This is a genomic window from Micromonospora sp. BRA006-A (assembly GCF_033433935.1).
Taxonomy (GTDB): Bacteria; Actinomycetota; Actinomycetes; order Mycobacteriales; family Micromonosporaceae; genus Micromonospora; species Micromonospora aurantiaca.
In genome coordinates this window covers 1544151-1561187 of sequence record NZ_JANCLW010000001.1, presented here as the reverse complement: position 1 = coordinate 1561187, position 17037 = coordinate 1544151, and the positions used below count along the sequence as shown (strand labels likewise).

Annotated in this window: 19 protein-coding genes; 6 read left to right on the top strand and 13 right to left on the bottom strand. The window is 73.9% G+C overall.

What is annotated here, in order from left to right; all coding sequences use genetic code 11:
- Positions 1–45: 45 nt before the first annotated feature.
- Positions 46–2199, bottom strand: coding sequence for an NAD-dependent DNA ligase LigA (ligA, locus tag NMK34_RS07580; RefSeq protein WP_412098857.1), 2154 nt, complete (start codon positions 2197–2199; stop codon positions 46–48).
- 182 nt (positions 2200–2381) lie between these two features.
- Here ligA and NMK34_RS07575 point away from each other — a divergent pair, with 182 nt between their 5' ends.
- Positions 2382–2906 (top strand): type II toxin-antitoxin system PemK/MazF family toxin, encoded by a 525-nt coding sequence (locus tag NMK34_RS07575; protein WP_318332811.1) that lies wholly within the window; start codon positions 2382–2384, stop codon positions 2904–2906.
- Positions 2907–2933: 27 nt separating this feature from the next.
- Here NMK34_RS07575 and NMK34_RS07570 read toward each other — a convergent pair whose 3' ends face one another.
- The 7 genes from NMK34_RS07570 to NMK34_RS07540 all read right to left on the bottom strand — a co-directional run bounded on the left by NMK34_RS07570 (position 2934) and on the right by NMK34_RS07540 (position 9350).
- Positions 2934–4001 (bottom strand): ADP-ribosylglycohydrolase family protein, encoded by a 1068-nt coding sequence (locus NMK34_RS07570; RefSeq protein ID WP_318332810.1) that lies wholly within the window; start codon positions 3999–4001, stop codon positions 2934–2936.
- Positions 4002–4027: 26 nt separating this feature from the next.
- Complete coding sequence (locus tag NMK34_RS07565; protein WP_318332809.1) at positions 4028–4396, bottom strand: VOC family protein; 369 nt, start codon at positions 4394–4396, stop codon at positions 4028–4030.
- Positions 4397–4433: 37 nt separating this feature from the next.
- On the bottom strand, positions 4434–5438 hold the full coding sequence (locus NMK34_RS07560) for a methionine synthase (protein ID WP_318332808.1): 1005 nt from the start codon (positions 5436–5438) through the stop codon (positions 4434–4436).
- Positions 5439–5468: 30 nt separating this feature from the next.
- The gene (mnmA, locus tag NMK34_RS07555) at positions 5469–6545 is read right to left on the bottom strand and encodes a tRNA 2-thiouridine(34) synthase MnmA (RefSeq protein ID WP_318332807.1); all 1077 of its coding nucleotides are present in this window, start codon (positions 6543–6545) and stop codon (positions 5469–5471) included.
- A 37-nt stretch (positions 6546–6582) separates the two neighbouring features.
- A complete protein-coding gene (locus tag NMK34_RS07550) occupies positions 6583–7758 on the bottom strand; it encodes a cysteine desulfurase family protein (protein ID WP_318332806.1) in 1176 nt (391 codons plus the stop codon).
- A gap of 96 nt (positions 7759–7854) precedes the next feature.
- On the bottom strand, positions 7855–8520 hold the full coding sequence (locus NMK34_RS07545; RefSeq protein ID WP_318332805.1) for a class F sortase: 666 nt from the start codon (positions 8518–8520) through the stop codon (positions 7855–7857).
- Positions 8517–9350: a DUF4397 domain-containing protein gene (locus NMK34_RS07540; protein ID WP_013474295.1), complete on the bottom strand. Its 834-nt coding sequence runs from the start codon at positions 9348–9350 to the stop codon at positions 8517–8519. Before NMK34_RS07540 ends, NMK34_RS07545 begins: the two co-directional genes overlap by 4 nt.
- Positions 9351–9590: 240 nt before the next feature.
- Here NMK34_RS07540 and NMK34_RS07535 point away from each other — a divergent pair, with 240 nt between their 5' ends.
- Positions 9591–10196: an RNA polymerase sigma factor gene (locus NMK34_RS07535; protein WP_013284457.1), complete on the top strand. Its 606-nt coding sequence runs from the start codon at positions 9591–9593 to the stop codon at positions 10194–10196.
- Entirely contained in the window at positions 10150–10923 is a 774-nt protein-coding gene (locus tag NMK34_RS07530) for an anti-sigma factor (RefSeq protein WP_318332804.1), read from the top strand. The genes NMK34_RS07535 and NMK34_RS07530 overlap by 47 nt, the downstream gene beginning before the upstream one ends.
- A gap of 96 nt (positions 10924–11019) precedes the next feature.
- On the opposite strand, the gene NMK34_RS07525 is transcribed toward NMK34_RS07530, so the two are convergent.
- The 4 genes from NMK34_RS07525 to NMK34_RS07510 all read right to left on the bottom strand — a co-directional run bounded on the left by NMK34_RS07525 (position 11020) and on the right by NMK34_RS07510 (position 14153).
- On the bottom strand, positions 11020–11979 hold the full coding sequence (locus NMK34_RS07525; RefSeq protein WP_013474293.1) for an electron transfer flavoprotein subunit alpha/FixB family protein: 960 nt from the start codon (positions 11977–11979) through the stop codon (positions 11020–11022).
- A gap of 12 nt (positions 11980–11991) precedes the next feature.
- Positions 11992–12771, bottom strand: a complete 780-nt coding sequence (locus tag NMK34_RS07520) for an electron transfer flavoprotein subunit beta/FixA family protein (protein ID WP_318332803.1) — start codon at positions 12769–12771, stop codon at positions 11992–11994.
- 177 nt (positions 12772–12948) lie between these two features.
- Complete coding sequence (locus NMK34_RS07515; protein ID WP_318332802.1) at positions 12949–13353, bottom strand: hypothetical protein; 405 nt, start codon at positions 13351–13353, stop codon at positions 12949–12951.
- Positions 13354–13355: 2 nt separating this feature from the next.
- Positions 13356–14153, bottom strand: coding sequence for a GNAT family N-acetyltransferase (locus NMK34_RS07510; protein WP_318332801.1), 798 nt, complete (start codon positions 14151–14153; stop codon positions 13356–13358).
- Positions 14154–14194: 41 nt separating this feature from the next.
- Here NMK34_RS07510 and NMK34_RS07505 point away from each other — a divergent pair, with 41 nt between their 5' ends.
- Genes NMK34_RS07505 through NMK34_RS07495 form a run of 3 tightly spaced genes read left to right on the top strand, consistent with a single transcriptional unit; the run spans position 14195 to position 15299 of the window.
- Positions 14195–14581 carry a YidH family protein gene (locus NMK34_RS07505; RefSeq protein ID WP_318332800.1) on the top strand — a complete coding sequence of 129 codons (387 nt, stop codon included), beginning with the start codon at positions 14195–14197 and terminating at the stop codon, positions 14579–14581.
- On the top strand, positions 14578–14877 hold the full coding sequence (locus NMK34_RS07500) for a DUF202 domain-containing protein (protein ID WP_318332799.1): 300 nt from the start codon (positions 14578–14580) through the stop codon (positions 14875–14877). Before NMK34_RS07505 ends, NMK34_RS07500 begins: the two co-directional genes overlap by 4 nt.
- A 26-nt stretch (positions 14878–14903) precedes the next feature.
- A complete protein-coding gene (locus tag NMK34_RS07495) occupies positions 14904–15299 on the top strand; it encodes a PLD nuclease N-terminal domain-containing protein (RefSeq protein ID WP_318332798.1) in 396 nt (131 codons plus the stop codon).
- A 55-nt stretch (positions 15300–15354) separates the two neighbouring features.
- Here NMK34_RS07495 and NMK34_RS07490 read toward each other — a convergent pair whose 3' ends face one another.
- Positions 15355–16977, bottom strand: a complete 1623-nt coding sequence (locus NMK34_RS07490) for an acetolactate synthase (RefSeq protein WP_318332797.1) — start codon at positions 16975–16977, stop codon at positions 15355–15357.
- Between the last annotated feature and the right edge of the window lie 60 nt (positions 16978–17037).

Sequence of the window (17037 nt, the reverse complement as noted above, 5' to 3'; positions counted from 1 at the left end):
TCGTAATTAACTTGGTATCCGCGGACGATCGCCGTGACCAGCCCGTCAGTCCTCCATCCGGGCCACCTCGCGGGCCGCCTCCGGGCCGGAGTCGAGCAGCACCCGGAAACCGTCCTCGTCGAGGATCGGCAGTTTCAGGGTGGCGGCCTTGTCGGCCTTGGAGCCGGGGTTGTCGCCGACCACCACGAAACCGGTCTTCTTGGAGACCGAGCCGGTCACCTTTCCGCCCCGGACCTGGATCGCCTCGGCCGCCTGGTCGCGGCTGAACCCGCTCAGCGTGCCGGTGACCACCACAGTGACGCCGTCGAGCGGTCGCGGCCCCTCGTCGGCGGCCTCCTCGGCCATCCGTACGCCCGCCTCGGCCCACTTGCGCACCACGTCGCGGTGCCAGTCGACGGCGAACCACTCCTTCACGCTCGCCGCGATGGTCGGGCCGACGCCGTCCACCGAGGACAACTCCTCCTCGCCGGCGGCCTCGATCGCGGCGACCGACCGGAAGTGCCGGGCGAGCGCCTGGGCGGCGGTCGGGCCGACGTGCCGGATGGACAGTGCCACCAGCACCCGCCACAGGTCGCGTTCCTTGGCCTCGGCGAGGTTGTCGAGCAGCTTGGTGGCGTTGCTGCCCAGGCTGCCGTCCTTGTTGACGAAGAACGGCGACCGGCTCAACTGCTCGGCGTCGAGCTGGAACAGGTCGCCCTCGTTGGTGATGATCTGGGCGTCCAGCAGCGCCGCTGCGCCCCTCTCGCCGAGCACCTCGATGTCGAGCACCTTACGGCTGGCCAGGTAGAAGACCCGCTCGCGGATCTGACCGGGGCAGGCCCGCCCGTTGGGGCAGCGGATGTCGACGTCGCTCTCCTTGGCCGGCGCGAGCGGCGTGCCGCAGGCCGGGCAGGTGGTAGGCATGACGAACGGGCGGGCGTCGGCCGGGCGCAGCTCGACCACCGGGCCGAGCACCTCGGGGATGACGTCGCCGGCCTTGCGCAGCACCACCGTGTCGCCGATGAGCACGCCCTTGCGCTCGACCTCGCGGGCGTTGTGCAGGGTGGCGTAGGCGACGGTGGAGCCGGCCACCCGGACCGGCTCGAGCACGGCGCGCGGGGTGACCCGGCCGGTGCGCCCGACCTCCACCTCGATGTCGAGCAGCTTGGTGTTCACCTCCTCGGGCGGATATTTGAAGGCGATCGCCCAGCGGGGCGCGCGGCTGGTCGAGCCGAGGCGGCCCTGGATCGAGACCGGGTCGACCTTGACCACCACGCCGTCGATCTCGTGCTCGACGTCGTGCCGGTGCTTGCCGTAGTAGGCGATGTATTCCGCGACACCGGCCAGGTCGTCCACCACCCGCCACCGGTCGCTGGTGGGCAGCCCCCACGCCTTGAGCGCGGCGTACGACTCGGACTGCGCGGCGGGCCGGAACCCGGTGCGCGCGCCGATGCCGTGCACGACCAGGCGCAGCGGGCGGGAGGCGGTCACCCGCGGATCCTTCTGCCGCAGGCTGCCGGCGGCGGCGTTGCGCGGGTTGGCGAACGGCGCCTTGCCCTGCCCGACCAGGCTCGCGTTCAGGTCGGCGAACGCGGCCACCGGGAAATAGATCTCGCCGCGCACCTCCAGGAGATCGGGCACGTCGGGGAAGTCGCCGGCCGGGGTCAGCCGGGCCGGCACCCCCTTGATGCTGCGCACGTTGGCGGTGACGTCCTCGCCGGTGCGGCCGTCGCCCCGGGTGGCGGCGCGCACCAGCCGGCCCTTCTCGTAGGTCAGGTTGATGGCGAGCCCGTCGACCTTCAACTCGCACAGGTAGGGCACCGGGCCACCGGCGTCGCGCTCGACCCGCTCGGACCAGGCGGCCAGTTCCTCGTCGGCGAAGGCGTTGTCGAGCGAGAGCATCCGCTCGGCGTGCGCGACCGGGGTGAAGTCGGTGGAGAAGGTGCCGCCGACCCGCTGGGTGGGCGAGTCGGGGGTGCGCAGCGCCGGGTATTCGGCCTCCAGCGCCTCGAGCTCCCGCAGTTGCTTGTCGAACTCGGCGTCGGTGACGGTCGGTGCGTCGAGGACGTAGTAGCGGTACTGGTGTTCGGTCAGCTCCTGGCTGAGCGTGGCGTGCCGCTCCCGGGCCGCCGGGGTCGGCTCGGCACCCGCCGCCGCGTCCTGGGCCGCGTCGACCGCTGGGGGAACCGCTTCTTCGGACACGCCGCCGCCTTCGGACACCGCTGTCGACCTCCCGTGTTGGTGCTACCCGAGAACCGTAGCGGTCGGCTGTGACAGTCGTCCGGTCACCCGCGCCGAGCAGGGCGGACCGGTGCCCGCCGCGCCACCCGGCGGGTCCGCCCCGGCCGTGCGACGATCGCCTCGGCGGTGGTGGTCGACAACGGTCGGGAGGCGGGCGGCGGATGCGCGACGGGGTGATCTGGGCGCTGGTGATCGTGGCCTGCGTCGCGGCCGGCTGGTTGTGGAACGAGTGGCGCCGCCGCGCGGCCGGCCGCGCCGGGACGCGCGACCGGGCGGACCGCAGGCGTGACCGGGCCGGCGCCGGGCCGCGGGGTGACCGCACCGCGACGCCGCCGAGGCCGCGGGGCGCCGGGCGGGCGGACCGGGACGAGCCCCGGCCCGGGGAGATCTGGTGGGCCGACGTGCCCTACGCCGACGGGACCGGTTCGAAGGTGCGTCCCTGCCTGGTGCTGCGCGTCGACGGCCGGGACGCCGAGGTACTGAAGATCACCAGCCAGGACAAGTCGGACCGGGACGACCACCTGCCGATCCCGACCCGGGACTGGGATCCGGGCGCCGACCACGACAGCTACCTCGACGTGAGCGAGCCGATCCCGGTGCCGCTGAGCGCGTTCGCCGACCGGGCCGGCACCTGCGACCCGGACCTGTGGCGTGGCGTCCGGCGGCTGAGGCACCTCACGGGCTGAGCGAGCCGCCTCTCCCGGAGGGCAGGGTCACGCCGCCGGTCCCCGGCCCTCACCGGGCGAACCGGCGCCGGACACCTCCCCGTCGAAGGCGGCGGCGAGCGCGGTGAGCTGGCCCGCGTACTCGATCCGGCCGGCCCACCCGGCGGGCCAGGCGGCGATGCCGTACGCGGCGCCGACGAACGCGCCGGCCAGCGCGGCGATGGAGTCCGAGTCACCGGCCGTGGTGGCGCCCCGGGCCAGCGCGCCGACCGGGTCGTCGCGGTGGCGCAGCGCGCAGAGCAGCGCGGTGGCGAGCGCCTCCTCGGCGATCCACCCCTCGCCGGTGAACCGGCACGGGTCGCCGCCGTCATCCGGGCGGGCCAGCGCCGCCTCCAGCCGGCCGAGCACGCGCAGGCAGTCGTCCCAGCCCCGGGCGACGAACTCGGCCGCGCTGCTCTCGCCGGGCCGCTGCCACAGGTCACCGAGCCAGTCGTCGCGGTAGACGGTGCGCTGCTCCCGGGCCCGCTCGGTGAGCAGACCGGGCAGCTCCGGCAGCGCCGCGCCGTCGCGCAGCAGCCGGACCGCGTACGCGGTCAGCTCGCTCGCCGCCAGCCCGGTCGGGTGGCCGTGGGTGAGGCCGGCCTGGAGCTGGGCCAGCCCGGCCATCGTGTCCAGGTCGACGTCGAGCAGCCCGACCGGGGTGACGCGCATGTTCGCGCCGCAGCCCTTCGAGCCGGCGACTGTCGCCTCCTGCCAGCGGGCACCCCGGGCCAGCTCGGCGCAGGCCCGCAGGCAGGTCATGCCGGGCGCACGGTTGTTCTCCGGGCTGACCGACCAGTCGACGAAGCGCTGCCGCAGCAGCGGCTCCACCACCTCGGCCGTGTACGCGGACGCGTCGTGCAGCGCCCACGCCACGGCGAGCGCCATCTGGGTGTCGTCGGTGACCAGGGCCGGGTCACCGGTCAGCTCGCGCGGACCGGCCGGACCGTAGCGCCGGACGATCTCGGTGACGGTGAGGAATTCGGTCGGCTTGCCCAGGGCGTCGCCGTAGGCCAGGCCGAACAGCGAACCGGCGGCGCGGCCGGTGGCGGTGGAGGCGGTCACGATGGCGATCATGCCTCCGCCGCGCAAGCGGCGGAAGATCAGTCCCAGCAGAGGCAGAACGGGTGGCCGACCGGGTCGGCGTAGACCCGGAAGCCCTCCCCCTCACCCGGTAGCCGCCGTGCACCGAGCGCCAGCACCGCCTTCTCGGCCGCCTCGATGTCGTCGACTGTCACGTCGAGGTGGAACTGCTGCGGCCGGGCCGGGTCGGGCCAGTCGGGGGTGCGCAGGCCCGGTGCCCGCTGGAAGGCCACCCGCGGCTGGTGCCCGGGTGGACCGCCGAGCACCACCCACTCGTCGCCGTCGGAGTTCTCCTCCACCAGGGGCAGGCCGAGCAGCTCGGAGTAGAAGGCGGCGAGCGCGTGCGGATCGGGGCAGTCGATCACGGTGGAACGCAGTCGTCCAATCATGCCGGGCATCGTGCCCGGCGGGTACGACGGAAAAACGTCAGTCCTCGGCGAGCCGCCGGCCCGCGTCGCGGCAGGCGGTGAGCACCGCGCGGGCGTACCCCGGGGTGGCACCGGCCAGGCCGCACGCGGGGGTGACCACCACCTGCTCGGCCAGCCGGCGGCGGGGGAAGCCGAGCTTGTCCCAGACCCGCCGGACCCGGCCGGCGACCTCGGCCGACGTGGGCGCCCGGCCGGACGGCGGCGGCAGCGTCGACGCGGCGCCGGCCAGCAGCCCGAGCCCGGCGTCGATCGCCTCGCCGAGCGGGTCGAGGTCGGTGACCAGCGACAGGTCGAGCGCGACGCCTGCCGCGCCGGCGGAGCGGATCAGCTCCAGCGGTACGTCCGGCGCGCAGCAGTGCACGAGCGCCGGTACGCCGGCCGCCTCGATCACGTCGCGCAGCAGCGCCCGCGCCACCTCGGTCTCCACCGGACGGTGGGTGCCGAAGCCGCTCTCGGTGGGCACCCGGCCGGCCAGCACCGCAGGCAGGGACGGCTCGTCGAGCTGGAGCAGCACCGAGGCGCGGGGCAGCCGCCGGGTCACCGCCTCGACGTGCCCGCGCAGCCCTTCGCCGAGCGAACCGGCGAGGTCGCGGACCGCGCCCGGGTCGCGCAGCATCCGGCCGCCGATCGGCAGCTCCAGCGCGGCGGCGAGGGTGAACGGGCCGGCCGCCTGGACCTTTACCGGTCCGGCGTACTCCTCGGCCTGCTCGGCGAGCTGGTCGAGGTCGCGTTCCATCAGGTCGCGGGCGCGGCGCAGGTCACGGCCGGGGCGCGGGGCGATCCGCCAGCGGGCCGCGTACAGCTCGACGGGCACTTCGACGAGCAGGCCGGCGGTGCGGCCGACGAGGTCCGCGCCCGGTCCGCGGGCGGGCAGCTCGGGCAGGTGCGGCAGGGCGGGCAGTTCGCCGAGCACGATCCGCTGCGCCTCGGCGATGTCGGTGCCGGGCAGCGACCCGATGCCGGTCGCCGCGCCGGTGGGCCAGGGCCACGCCTGCTCAGTCACGGCCGCAGCCTATCCGCTGCCCGTACGCGTTCAGGCGGCGGTGATGGTGGCGGAGCCGAGGACCACGTCGCCGGCCGGGTCCGGCCGGTAGGCCACGATCGCCTGGCCGGCGGCGACACCCCGGACCGGGCGGCGCAACGACGCGCGCAGGGCGTCGGCGTCCACCTCGACGGCGGCCGGCACCACGTCGCCGTGCGCCCGCAGCTGCACCTCGCACTCGACCGGCCCGTCCGGGCGCGGGCCGCCGGTCCACACCGGGCGGGTCGCGCGCACGTCGGAGACCTCCAGCGCCTCGGCCGGGCCGACAGTCACCGTGTTCGTGGTCGGGGTGATGGACAGCACGTAGCGGGGCCGGCCGTCCGGCGCCGGACGGTCCAGGTGCAGGCCGCGCCGCTGCCCGACGGTGTACTGGTAGGCGCCGCTGTGGCTGCCCACCACCGCGCCGGTGAGCGCGTCCACCACCTGGCCCGGCGCCTCGCCGAGCCGCTCGGCGAGGAAGCCGCGGGTGTCGCCGTCGGCGATGAAGCAGATGTCGTGCGAGTCCGGCTTGTCGGCCACGGCGAGGCCGCGCCGGGCGGCCTCCGCGCGTACCTCGGCCTTCGTCGAGTCGCCGAGCGGGAAGATCGACCGGTCGAGCTGCGCGCGGGTCAGCACCGCCAGCACGTACGACTGGTCCTTGGCCGCGTCCACGCTGCGCCGCAGCAGCCCGTCGGCGCCGAGCCGGGCGTGGTGGCCGGTCACCACCGCGTCGAAGCCCAGAGCCACGGCCCGGTCCAGCACCGCCGCGAACTTGATCTTCTCGTTGCAGCGCAGGCAGGGATTGGGGGTACGCCCGGCGGCGTACTCGGCCACGAAGTCGTCCACCACGTCGTCATGGAACCGGTCGGCCATGTCCCACACGTAGAACGGGATGCCGAGCACGTCGGCGGCCCGCCGGGCGTCCCGGGAGTCCTCCAGGGTGCAGCAGCCCCGGGCGCCGGTGCGGTACGTCTGCGGGTTACGGGCCAGCGCCAGGTGCACACCCGTCACGTCGTGCCCGGCCTCCACCGCCCGTGCCGCCGCGACGGCGGAGTCCACCCCGCCCGACATCGCCGCCAGAACCCTCACCGGCCCACTCCCCTCGTCCTCACCGAGGGTATCCGGGTCAGCGGGGCGTACGGAGGGCGGCCGCGCGGCGGGCCCGCTCCACCGCCGCCGGGAGCGCGGCGATCAGCGCGTCCACGTCCGCGCCGGTGCTCGTGTGGCCGAGTGTGAAGCGCAGCGAGGACCGGGCCCGGTCGTCGTCGGCGCCCATCGCCAGCAGCACGTGCGAGGGCTGGGCCACCCCGGCGGAGCAGGCCGACCCGGTCGAGCAGGCGATGCCCTGGGCGTCCAGGAGCAGCAGCAGCGCGTCCCCCTCGCAGCCGGGGAAGGAGAAGTGCGCGTTGCCGGGGAGCCGGTCGGCCGGGTCACCGTTGAAGATCACCTCGGGGACGGCCTGCCGGACCCGCTCGACCAGCTCGTCGCGGAGCGCGGCGACGCGGGCCGCGTACTCCTGCTGGCCCTTGACCGCAGCCTCGACGGCGACCGCGAACGCGACGATGCCCGCGGTGTCGAGCGTCCCGGAGCGCACGTCGCGTTCCTGGCCGCCGCCGTGCAGCAGCGGGGTGGCCGGGACGTCGCGGGCCAGCAACAGCGCGCCCACGCCGGTCGGGCCGCCGAGCTTGTGCCCGGTCACGGTGAGCGCCGACACGCCGCTGGCGGCGAAGTCGACAGGTACCTGCCCGACCGCCTGGATGGCGTCGGTGTGGAACGGCACCCCGTGCTCGGCGGCGACGGCGGCCAGCTCGGCCACCGGCTGGACGGTGCCGACCTCGTTGTTCGCCCACATGGCGGTGACCACAGCGACGCGCTCGCCGTGCTCGGCCAGCTCGGTGCGCAGGCGTTCCGGGTCGATCCGCCCGGCCGCGTCGACCGGAAGCCAGCCGGCCTCCGCACCCTCGTGCTCGACCAGCCAGTCCACCGCGTCGAGGACGGCGTGGTGCTCGACCGCGCTGGAGACCACCCGGACCCGCTCGGCCCGGCCGGCGCGACGGGCCCAGAAGACGCCCTTCACGGCGAGGTTGTCGCTCTCCGTACCGCCGCCGGTGAAGATCACCTCGGAGGGGCGGGCACCGAGCGCGGCGGCCACCCGCTCACGGGACTCCTCCACCCGTCGCCGGGCCCGGCGACCCGCCGCGTGCAACGACGACGCGTTGCCCACCTCGCGGGCGACGGCGACGTACGCCTCGAGTGCCTCGTCCAGCATCGGGGTCGTCGCCGCGTGATCAAGGTATGCCATCACGGTTCAGCCTAACGGCCTGCGTACCCGGCGCCGGGGGCCGGACCGCCCCGTCCCACCCGGGGCGGTCCGGCCGCTCACGCGGAACGGCAGTGATCACGCGGGAACGGCTGTGATCACGATGTTGTCCCGGTAGCTGCGGGTCTTCGCGTCGAACGGCCCGCCGCAGGTGATCAGCGTGAGGCGGGGCTTCCCGTCGCGCGCGAAGTACCGCTCCAGCGGGATCTTCGACTTGCGGTACTCCTCCCGGGCCACCACCCGGTAGGCGCGCTCGCGGCCGTCCGAGCCGGTGGCGGTCAGCTTGTCCCCCTGGCCCAGCTCACGGAGCCGGAAGAACGCCCCCTTGCCCTGCTCGGCGCTGTCCACGTGCCCGGCGATCACCACCGAGCCGGCATCGGCCTCCAGGCCGGGGCCGTAGCGGTACCAGCCGACCTGGTCCACGCTGGGCGGCACCTCGAACTCGTCGGTGCGCTCGTTGACGCCGACCGGGTTGACGGTGGCGGTGACCCGGATCGGCGGGATGCTCAGCTTCACCGGCGGCACGATCTCGCTGCCGGCCGGCAGCGTCCCCGGGTTCACCGGGACCGAACCGCCGCCGGTCGCCGCCGGCGTGGGCGTGGGTGTGGCACTCGCCAGGGCGGTCACCTCGTCGCCGCCGACGTCCTCGGCGGGCTCCGATCCGCACGCCACCACCGTCGCCAGGATGAGCGCGGCGGCGCCGGCGGCCATCGCCGCCAGCGCCCCGCGGTTGCGTACCGTCACCGGCGACCGGCCCGGGCGGTTGCCGCCACCCGCGCCCCGCCGCCGACCAGAAGCAGCACGCCGGCCCCGGCCAGCACGTACCACCAGGTGTCCACGCCGGTGCCGGCCTGGCCACCGGTGCCGCTGGGCACGCCGCCCGGCGCCGAGTGCAGGCCGTTGATGGTCTGGGCGACCACGCTCAGGTTCTTCGCCTCGGCCGAGCCGATCGCGTAGACGATGGTGGCGGTGCCCTCCTTCAGGTTCAGGTCGGCCGGGCCGATGGCGACGGTGTCGGTGCCGGCGAGCACCACGTCCGCCTCGACCGAGCCGGCCGCCACGTCCGCCTTCGCCTCCTTCGGGTTGGTCAGGCCCTCGAAGACCGGCTTGCCGCCGGCCCGCACGTCGACGGCCGGGGCGGCGGCGGTGTGCCGGACGATCAGCCGGGCCTTGCCGGCGCCCACCTTGGACACGTCGTTGACGAACGGGGTGATCTGCGGCTCGCCGGCGGCGCTCAGGTGGGCGGCGAGGCTGATGTTCGCCCCGCCCGGCACCGCGGCGTCGTCCACCTTCAGGATCGCCTTGTCGATCGCCTCACCGGGCTTGGTCAGGGCGATGTCGTACTCCCCCTCGGGCAGGGTGAGCGGGCCGGCCACGTCGCCGGGCTTGAAGTTGTTCAGCGTCTTCTCGCCGTTGACGTACACGTCGACCGGGGTGTCCGGGATGCCGTGGACCACGGAGACCTTCGACGAGGCGGCGTAGGCCGGGCTCATGGTGGCGGCGCCGACGCCGGCGAAGGTGAGGGCGGCCACCGCGCCGCCCGCGGCGACCCGACGGAACATCGCGTACTGCATTGTCTGCCTCCTGGTGGTTGATGCTGATTCGTCAGGCCTGGCTTGCAGAACGGGTTACGCCGGCTCCGTCGCCCCCGGATGCGCCCGGATCCGATTTCTTTTTCCGGCCTCCGGGCGCATCCGCCGGACCCTCCGGCGACGAAGGAGAGGTGACGAGGGTCGTGACCGACACACCGGGAGAGTGGGGCGAGGACTGTGGGAGTTACAGTCGGGCATGCCCCACGGAAGGCGAGCCGCCCGGTGACGGCGGCCAGGCAGGGCCCCGAACCGCCGGGCGAGGACGACCTCGCCACCCGGTTCCGCGACGGCGACGAGGCGGCCCTGCGAGAGGCGTACGACAGGTACGGGCGGGCGGTGCTGCACCTGGCCACCACGACGCTCGTGAACCGCAGTGACGCCGAGGACGTGACCCAGGCGACGTTCGTCGCCGCCTGGCTCGGCCGGGAGACGTTCGACCCGGCGAAAGGCTCACTGGTCGGCTGGCTGCTCGGAATCGGGCGGCGCAAGGTGGTCGACCGGATCCGGGCCTCGGCGCGGGAGACCCGGGTGGTCGAGACGGTGAAGCAACTGCCGGAGCCGGTCTCCACCGGCCCCGACCCGGACACCGTGGTCGACCGGCTGGTGGTCGCCGACGAGCTGGCCCGGCTCCCCGACGAGCAGCGCCGGATGCTGGAGCTGGCGTTCTACGACGACCTGACACATCAGCAGATCGCGGCGGTGACCGGAGTGCCGCTCGGCACCGTCAAGAGTCACATCAGACGCGGCATGCAGAGCCTGAAACGCAGATGGGAGGTGGACGGTGCAGCACCTGGACCACGACCGGCTGGTCTTTCTGGCGCTCGGTGAGAGCGAGGCGGCTGACGGCGAGGCCACCCATCTGGACACCTGCGACCACTGCCGGGGCGAGATGGAGACGCTCCAGCACGTCGCCGGGCTCGGCGCGGGCACGCAGGGCCTGGCCGAGCTGCCCGACCCGCCGGAGCACATCTGGCAGGGCATCGTGGCCGAGATCCGGGCCGCCGAGGAGCTGCCGGCGCTGACCGATCGGCGCCTGCCGCGCCCGGCCGACCCGGTGGAGCCGGCCGCCGTACCCGTCGTGGCACGTCGTCCGCGGCGGAGCCGGCGCTGGCCGGGGTGGGCGACCACGGCGGTCACCGCCACCGCCGCCGCGGTGATCGGCGTGGCCGGTACGGCCGCGGTGCTCGGCGGTGGCGGCGGCGAGCCGGCCGACCCCGAGCCGCCGGTGGTGGCCAGCGCGCCGCTCGCCGCGTTCGGTTCGACGCCGAAGGACGCCTCCGGCGACGCCCGGGTGCTCGGCGACCACCGATTGCATCTGCACGTGGCGAATCTCCCGACCGTTCCGGGGTACTACGAGGTCTGGCTGATCGATCCGAACACGATGGATATGTTCTCCGTGGGTACGCTGAGCAACGGATCAGGGGACGCGCTCCTGCCGATCCCCCCGAACGTCGACCTGCGTACCTACACCGTGGTCGACGTCAGCGCGGAGCAGTACGACAACAAGCCCGCCCACTCCGGCGACAGCCTGCTGAGGGGCACCCTGACGGGCTGATCGGCGGGCCGGCTCAGCTCCCCGGCCCGCCGATCAGCTCCCTACGAGAAAGGCCGCCGCCCGGTGCACCGGGCGGCGGCCTTCTCTCACGCGACGCTACTTACGCTTGCGGATCTCCTCGGCGGCCTGCGGGACGACCTTGAACAGGTCGCCGACCACGCCGTAGTCGGCCAGCTCGAAGATCGGCGCCTCGGCGTCCTTGTTCACCGCGACGATGGTCTTCGAGGTCTGCATGCCGGCCCGGTGCTGGATCGCACCGGAGATGCCCAGCGCGACGTAGAGCTGCGGGGAGACCGTCTTGCCGGTCTGACCCACCTGGAACTGGTGCGGGTAGTAGCCGGAGTCGACTGCCGCGCGGGACGCGCCGACCGCGCCGCCGAGCAGGTCGGCCATCTCCTCGACCAGCTTGAAGTTGTCGGCGTTGCCGACACCGCGACCGCCGGAGACGACCACCGACGCCTCGGTCAGCTCGGGGCGGGAGCCCTTCTGCTCGGCGACCCGCTCGACGACCTTGGCGAGCTTGTCCGCGTCGGTGACCGACACGGTGAGCTGCTCGACCGCCGGGGTCGCCGCGGCCGGGGCCGGGTTGAGCGAGTTCGGCCGGACGGTGACCAGCGGCAGGCCCTTGGTGACCTTGGACTTGACGATGGTGGAGCCGGCGAACGCCACCTGGGTGGCGGTGCCGTCGGCGGCCAGGCCGACCACGTCGGTCAGGATGCCGTTGTCCAGCTTGACCGCCAGGCGGGCGGCGATCTCCTTGCCCTCCTGCGAGGAGGCGAGCAGCACGGCGGCCGGCTGGACGCGCTTGACCAGCTCGGCGACCACCGTGGCCTTGGGGGCCACCAGGTAGCCGTCGATCTCCTCACCCTCGGCGGCGTAGATCTTCTCCGCGCCGTACTCACCCAGCTTGGCGCTCAACGCCTCGGCGGCACCGGCCCCACCGAGCACGACGGCGCTCGGGGTGCCCAGTTCGCGGGCGAGGGTGAGCATCTCCAGGGTGACCTTCTTGACGCCGAATTCCTTCGTGGCTTCGACGACGACGAGAACCTCAGACATGTCAGCGACCTCTCACACGAACTTCTCGGTGGCGAGGAACTCGACCAGCTTCACGCCGCCGTCGCCCTCGTCGGTGATCTTCTCGCCGCCGGAGCGCGGCGGGCGCTTGGAGTGCTCCACCACGGCGCTGGTGGCGCCGTCGAAGCCCACCTCGGCCGGGGCCACGCCCAGGTCGCCCAGGGAGAGCGTCTGCACCGGCTTCTTCTTGGCCGCCATGATGCCCTTGAAGGACGGGTAGCGCGGCTCGTTGATGGTGTCCCAGACGGAGACCACGGCCGGGGTCGAGGCGGTGACCACCTCGTAGCCCTCCTCGGTCTGCCGCTCGACAGTCAGCGTCGAGCCGTCGACGGTGAGCTTGCGCGCGCCGGTCAGGGCGGCCACGCCCAGCCGCTCGGCGATCATGTGCGGCATGACCTGCACCCGGCCGTCGGTCGACTCGGCGCCGCAGATGACCAGGTCGGCGCCCAGCTGACCGAGGGCGGCGGCGAGCACCTTCGAGGTGGCCACCGCGCAGGAGCCGTGCAGGGCGTCGTCGACGACGTGGACGGCCTTGTCCGGGCCCATGGACAGCGCCTTACGGATCGACTCGGTCGCCCGGTCCGGACCCATGGTCAGGATGGTGACCTCACCGCCGTGCGCCTCCTTGATCTTCAACGCCTCCTCGATGGCGTACTCGTCCATCTCGTTGATGACGTTGTTCGCCGAACCGCGGTCGACGGTGTTGTCGTCAGAACGCAGGTTGCGGTCCGCGCCCGAATCGGGCACCTGCTTGACGAGTACGACGATGTTCATCGCGCTTCGACGACCCTCCTGTTTGGTGTAGCGATCACTCGCCCGGTCACGGGCGCAGCCTCCCGCGTGACGCGATCGTGGGTCAACCGCGGGCAGCTGTGCACTTCCCCACGAGGCAATGTTACCCGCAAGTAGCATGGCCACCCCGGCGGCCCGGAGTGACGCAACTCACCACCGTCACGCCGCCTCGGTCAGCGCCTGCCGGATCTTCTCGATCGCCGCCGCCTCGGCCGGCTCGATCCCCCGGTGCGCCTGCGCCACCCGATCCGCCGCGTCCAGCACCACCGACCGGTACGTCTCGACATCCCCCGGCGACTTGGCGCGCAGGATCTCCACCGACCGGCCCAGCGCGGGCAGCACCACCGACTCGACCTCCAGGACCGAGTCCCGAGGAAGCTGCGGCAGCGGCCCGGTGGTCAGCGCCTCCTTGACCACGCCGCCCACGTCGCCGAGCGCGCCGGAGGCGGCGAAGCTCTCCCGCACCATCGCCAGCACCCCCGGTACGGCGTTGGAGACCAGGAACACGGCACCGAACGCGCCGGTCTTCAGGGTGAGCCGCTCGTCCGCCGTCAACCGCTCCATGATCACGGAGTGTAGACGTAGGGCGTGGTGGTGGTGACCGCAACGAGCCCGAGCCGCTCCAGGATGGGCCGGCTGTCCGGCGAGCAGTCCACCTGCAGCAACGTCTTGCCGCGCTGCTGCGCCAGCCGCGCCCGGTACGCCACCAGCGCCCGGTAGATGCCCTTCTTCCGCCACTGCGGCAGCGTCGAGCCGCCCCACAGGCTGGCGAAGCCGGTGCCACGCTGGTAGCGGATCCAGCCCGCGCTGACCACCGTCTCCCCCGCCTCGGCCACCACCACCGTGATCGACTGCGGATCCGCCTCGATCTCCCGGGCCAGCCCGTACACCAGGTGGCTGCGGTCCTCCCGCCAGACCTGCTCCTCCATGGCGGCGATCCGCTCCAGGTCGGCCCGGCTGGTGACCTCGCGCAGGCGTACCCCCTCGGGGAGCACCGGGACGGCGGCGGCGAGCGGCGCGACCGGGCCGACCACGACTGTCTCCTGGTCCTCCGGGACGAACCCGGCGGCGCGCAGCCGGTCGGTCAGGTCGGCCGGCTCGTCGTGACCGGCGAGCTTCCACTCGACCGCCTCGCCCCGGGACCGGAAGACCTCGACCTGCCGGGCGATCAGGGCGTCCAGCTCGGCGCCGGCCAGGCCGTCGAGCGTCCGGTAGGTGAGGAAGCCCCGGTGGTCGAGCCCGAGCACGCGGAACAGCGGGCCGTCGCGCTCGACCGTCACCCCGTCCGGCAGCGGGTCCGGCAGCTCCGGTCGGATCTGGCTGTCGTAGGCGTCACGCAGCTCGCGCGCGTCAAGATCGGTCATCCCCCAAGGCTAGGCGCGGGGCAAAGCGGATAATCGGCAGCGTGTGGGAGTCGATCAAGAGCTGGTTCGACCCGCGTGAGCTGCGTTCGGTCGGCACCCCGCCGGACTACCGCTTCTCGCTGGCGAACGAACGGACGTTCCTGGCCTGGCTGCGAACAGGTCTCGCACTGGTGGCGGGCGGGCTGGCCGCGGCGCAGTTCCTGCCGCCGCTGCGCCTGGCCCACCTGCGCGAGACGCTCGCGATCGCGCTGCTGCTGCTCGGCGCCACCGTCTCGATCCGGGCGGTCGACCACTGGGCGCGCACCGAACGCGCCATGCGGCTGAACGAGGAGTTGCCCGCGTCCCGCTTCCCGGCCGTCCTGGCGCTGGTCGTCGCGGTCGGCGCGCTGCTGCTGGTGGCCGCCGTGCTGGTGGGCGGCGCGCGGTGACCCGTGACCCCGGCCTGCAACCCGAGCGCACCCGGCTGGCGTGGCGGCGGACGCTGCTCACGCTCACCGCGGTGATGCTGCTCCAGCTCCGGCCGGCGTTCGGCGGCCGGCCCGCGGACGCGGCGCCGGCCGGGCTCGCGGTGGTCGTCTGGCTCGCCGTGCTGGTGGTGACGTGGCACCGGGCCACCGGCACCGGACCGCGCCGGTTCGACGGCTTGTCGGTGCCGCTGACCGCGCTCGGCGCGGCCGGACTGGCGGTGCTCGGCGTGGCGCACGTGCTCGGCGGGGTGCACTGACGAGCGGCGGTGAGCCATCATGAGACATGGCCCGCCTCTACGTGCTGCTCTTCCTGGTCCAGATCGTCCTCGCCGTGTGCGCGCTGATCAGCTGCCTCTCCGCCGACGAGGAGAAGGTCAAGGCGCTGCCCCGGATGATCTGGGTGCTGATCATTCTCTTCTTCCCGCTGGTCGGCTCGATCGCCTGGTTCCTCGTGGGCCGCGAACGCCCGGCCGGGACCGCCGGCGTCATCGGCACGGCCCGTCCCGCCGCGCCGGCCCGCCGGCCGCTCGCCCCGGACGACGACCCGGAGTTCCTCGCCTCGCTCGACGAGCGGTCCCGCCGCGAGGACCAGGAACGGCTGCGGCTCTGGGAGGAGGACCTGCGCCGCCGCGAGGAGGAACTGCGCCGCCCGGACGACAGGGACCGCCCCGAGGTCTGACAGGCGCCGCGGGCCGCCCGCCGGTCACCCGGCGGACGGCCCGCACGCGCCGTGGTCAGGCCAGGTTCGACGAACGGGGGTACGCGTCGGCGGGGTCGGTCAGCACGTTCACCAGGTACGGCACGCCCGAGTCGAACGCGCGCCCCAGCGCGGGCCCGAGGTCGGCGGCCTTCTCCACCGTCTCGCCCGCGCCGCCGAGCGCCTCGACCACCTTGTCGTAGCGCAGGCCGGGCTGCAGGTCGGCGGCCACGTCGTAGCCGTACATCGCCCGCATCGGGTGCTTCTCCAGCCCCCAGATGCCGTTGTTGCCGACCACGATCACCACCGGCAGCTTCTGCCGGACCAGCGACTCCACGTCCATCAGCGAGAAGCCGGCCGCGCCGTCGCCCATCAGCACGCAGATCTGCCGGTCCGGGTGGCTGACCCGGGCGCCCATCGCGTAGCCCATGCCGGTGCCGAGGCACCCGTACGGACCGGGGTCGAGCCAGGTGCCGGGCTGGGCCGGCTCCAGGTACCGCCCGGCGTACGACACGAAGTCGCCGCCGTCACCGATGGTGATGGCATCAGGCGCGAGCGCCCTGCGCAGCTCACCGTAGATACGGGCCGGGCGGATCGGGTCGCTCTCGGCGGCCATCTCCTCCGCGTCGCGGGCCTTCGCCGCGTCCTCGGCGGTCCGCAACTCGGCGATCCAGTCGGCGTGGTCGGCCCGGTCGCCGGTGTGGTCGGCGAACGCACCCAGGACCAGCCGCAGGTCACCGGCCGGCGCGGCGGCCGGCTGCACGTGCCCGGCCCGCTGGCTCGGTGCGTCCACGACGTGCACCACCTGGGCGTCGCCGAAGTCGCCGAAGGAGAGCCGGAAGTCCAGCGGGGTGCCGATCACCACGACCACGTCGGCGCCCTTGAGCGCGACCCGGCGGGCCTTGGCGAAGGCGAGCGGGTGCTCCGGCGGCAGCGCGCCCCGGCCCATCCCGTTCGTGAACACCGGCACCCGCAGCGACTCGGCGGCGGCGCGCAGCGCGTCGACGGCGTCGCCCGCGTACACGTCGGAACCGGCGATGATGACCGGCCGGGACGCGCCGGCGATCAGGCGGGCCGCCTTCGCCACCTCGTCCGGGTCCGGCTCGATCGGGGCCGGCGGCGTGACCACCGGCAGGTCGGCGTCACCGACGGAGAAGACCGCCTCCAGCGGGAAGTCCAGGAACACCGGGCCGCGGTGCGGGGTGAGCGCGGTGGTCAGCGCCGCCGACACCGCGCGCGGGATGTCGTCGGCGCTGAACACCGTCTCGGCGTGCTTGGTCACCGGCGCGACGAGCGGCAGGTGGTCCATCTCCTGGAGGCTGCCCGAGCCCCAGCGGAACTGCGGCGCCCGCCCACCGAGCACCAGCACCGGCGAGGCGTTGAAGAACGCGCTGGTCAGGCCGGAGACCCCGTTGGTGACGCCGGGACCGGCGGTGAGCACGGCCAGGCCGGGGCGGCGCTGAAGCTTGGCGACCGCCTCGGCGGCGAACACCGCGGACTGCTCGTGCCGCACGTCGTAGAGGGGGAAACCCGCCTTGTGCGCGGCGTCGTAGAGCGGGAAGACGTGCCCGCCGGACAGCGTGAACATCTCCCGTACGCCGTGCGCGCGTAGTGCCGCGAGTGCCAGATCGCCCCCGTGGCCCTCGATCCGCTCCGTCATGCCATTCCCCTTCGTCGACCGACCGGGGTCACGCTACTGGCCGGTATCGCGGATGTGAAC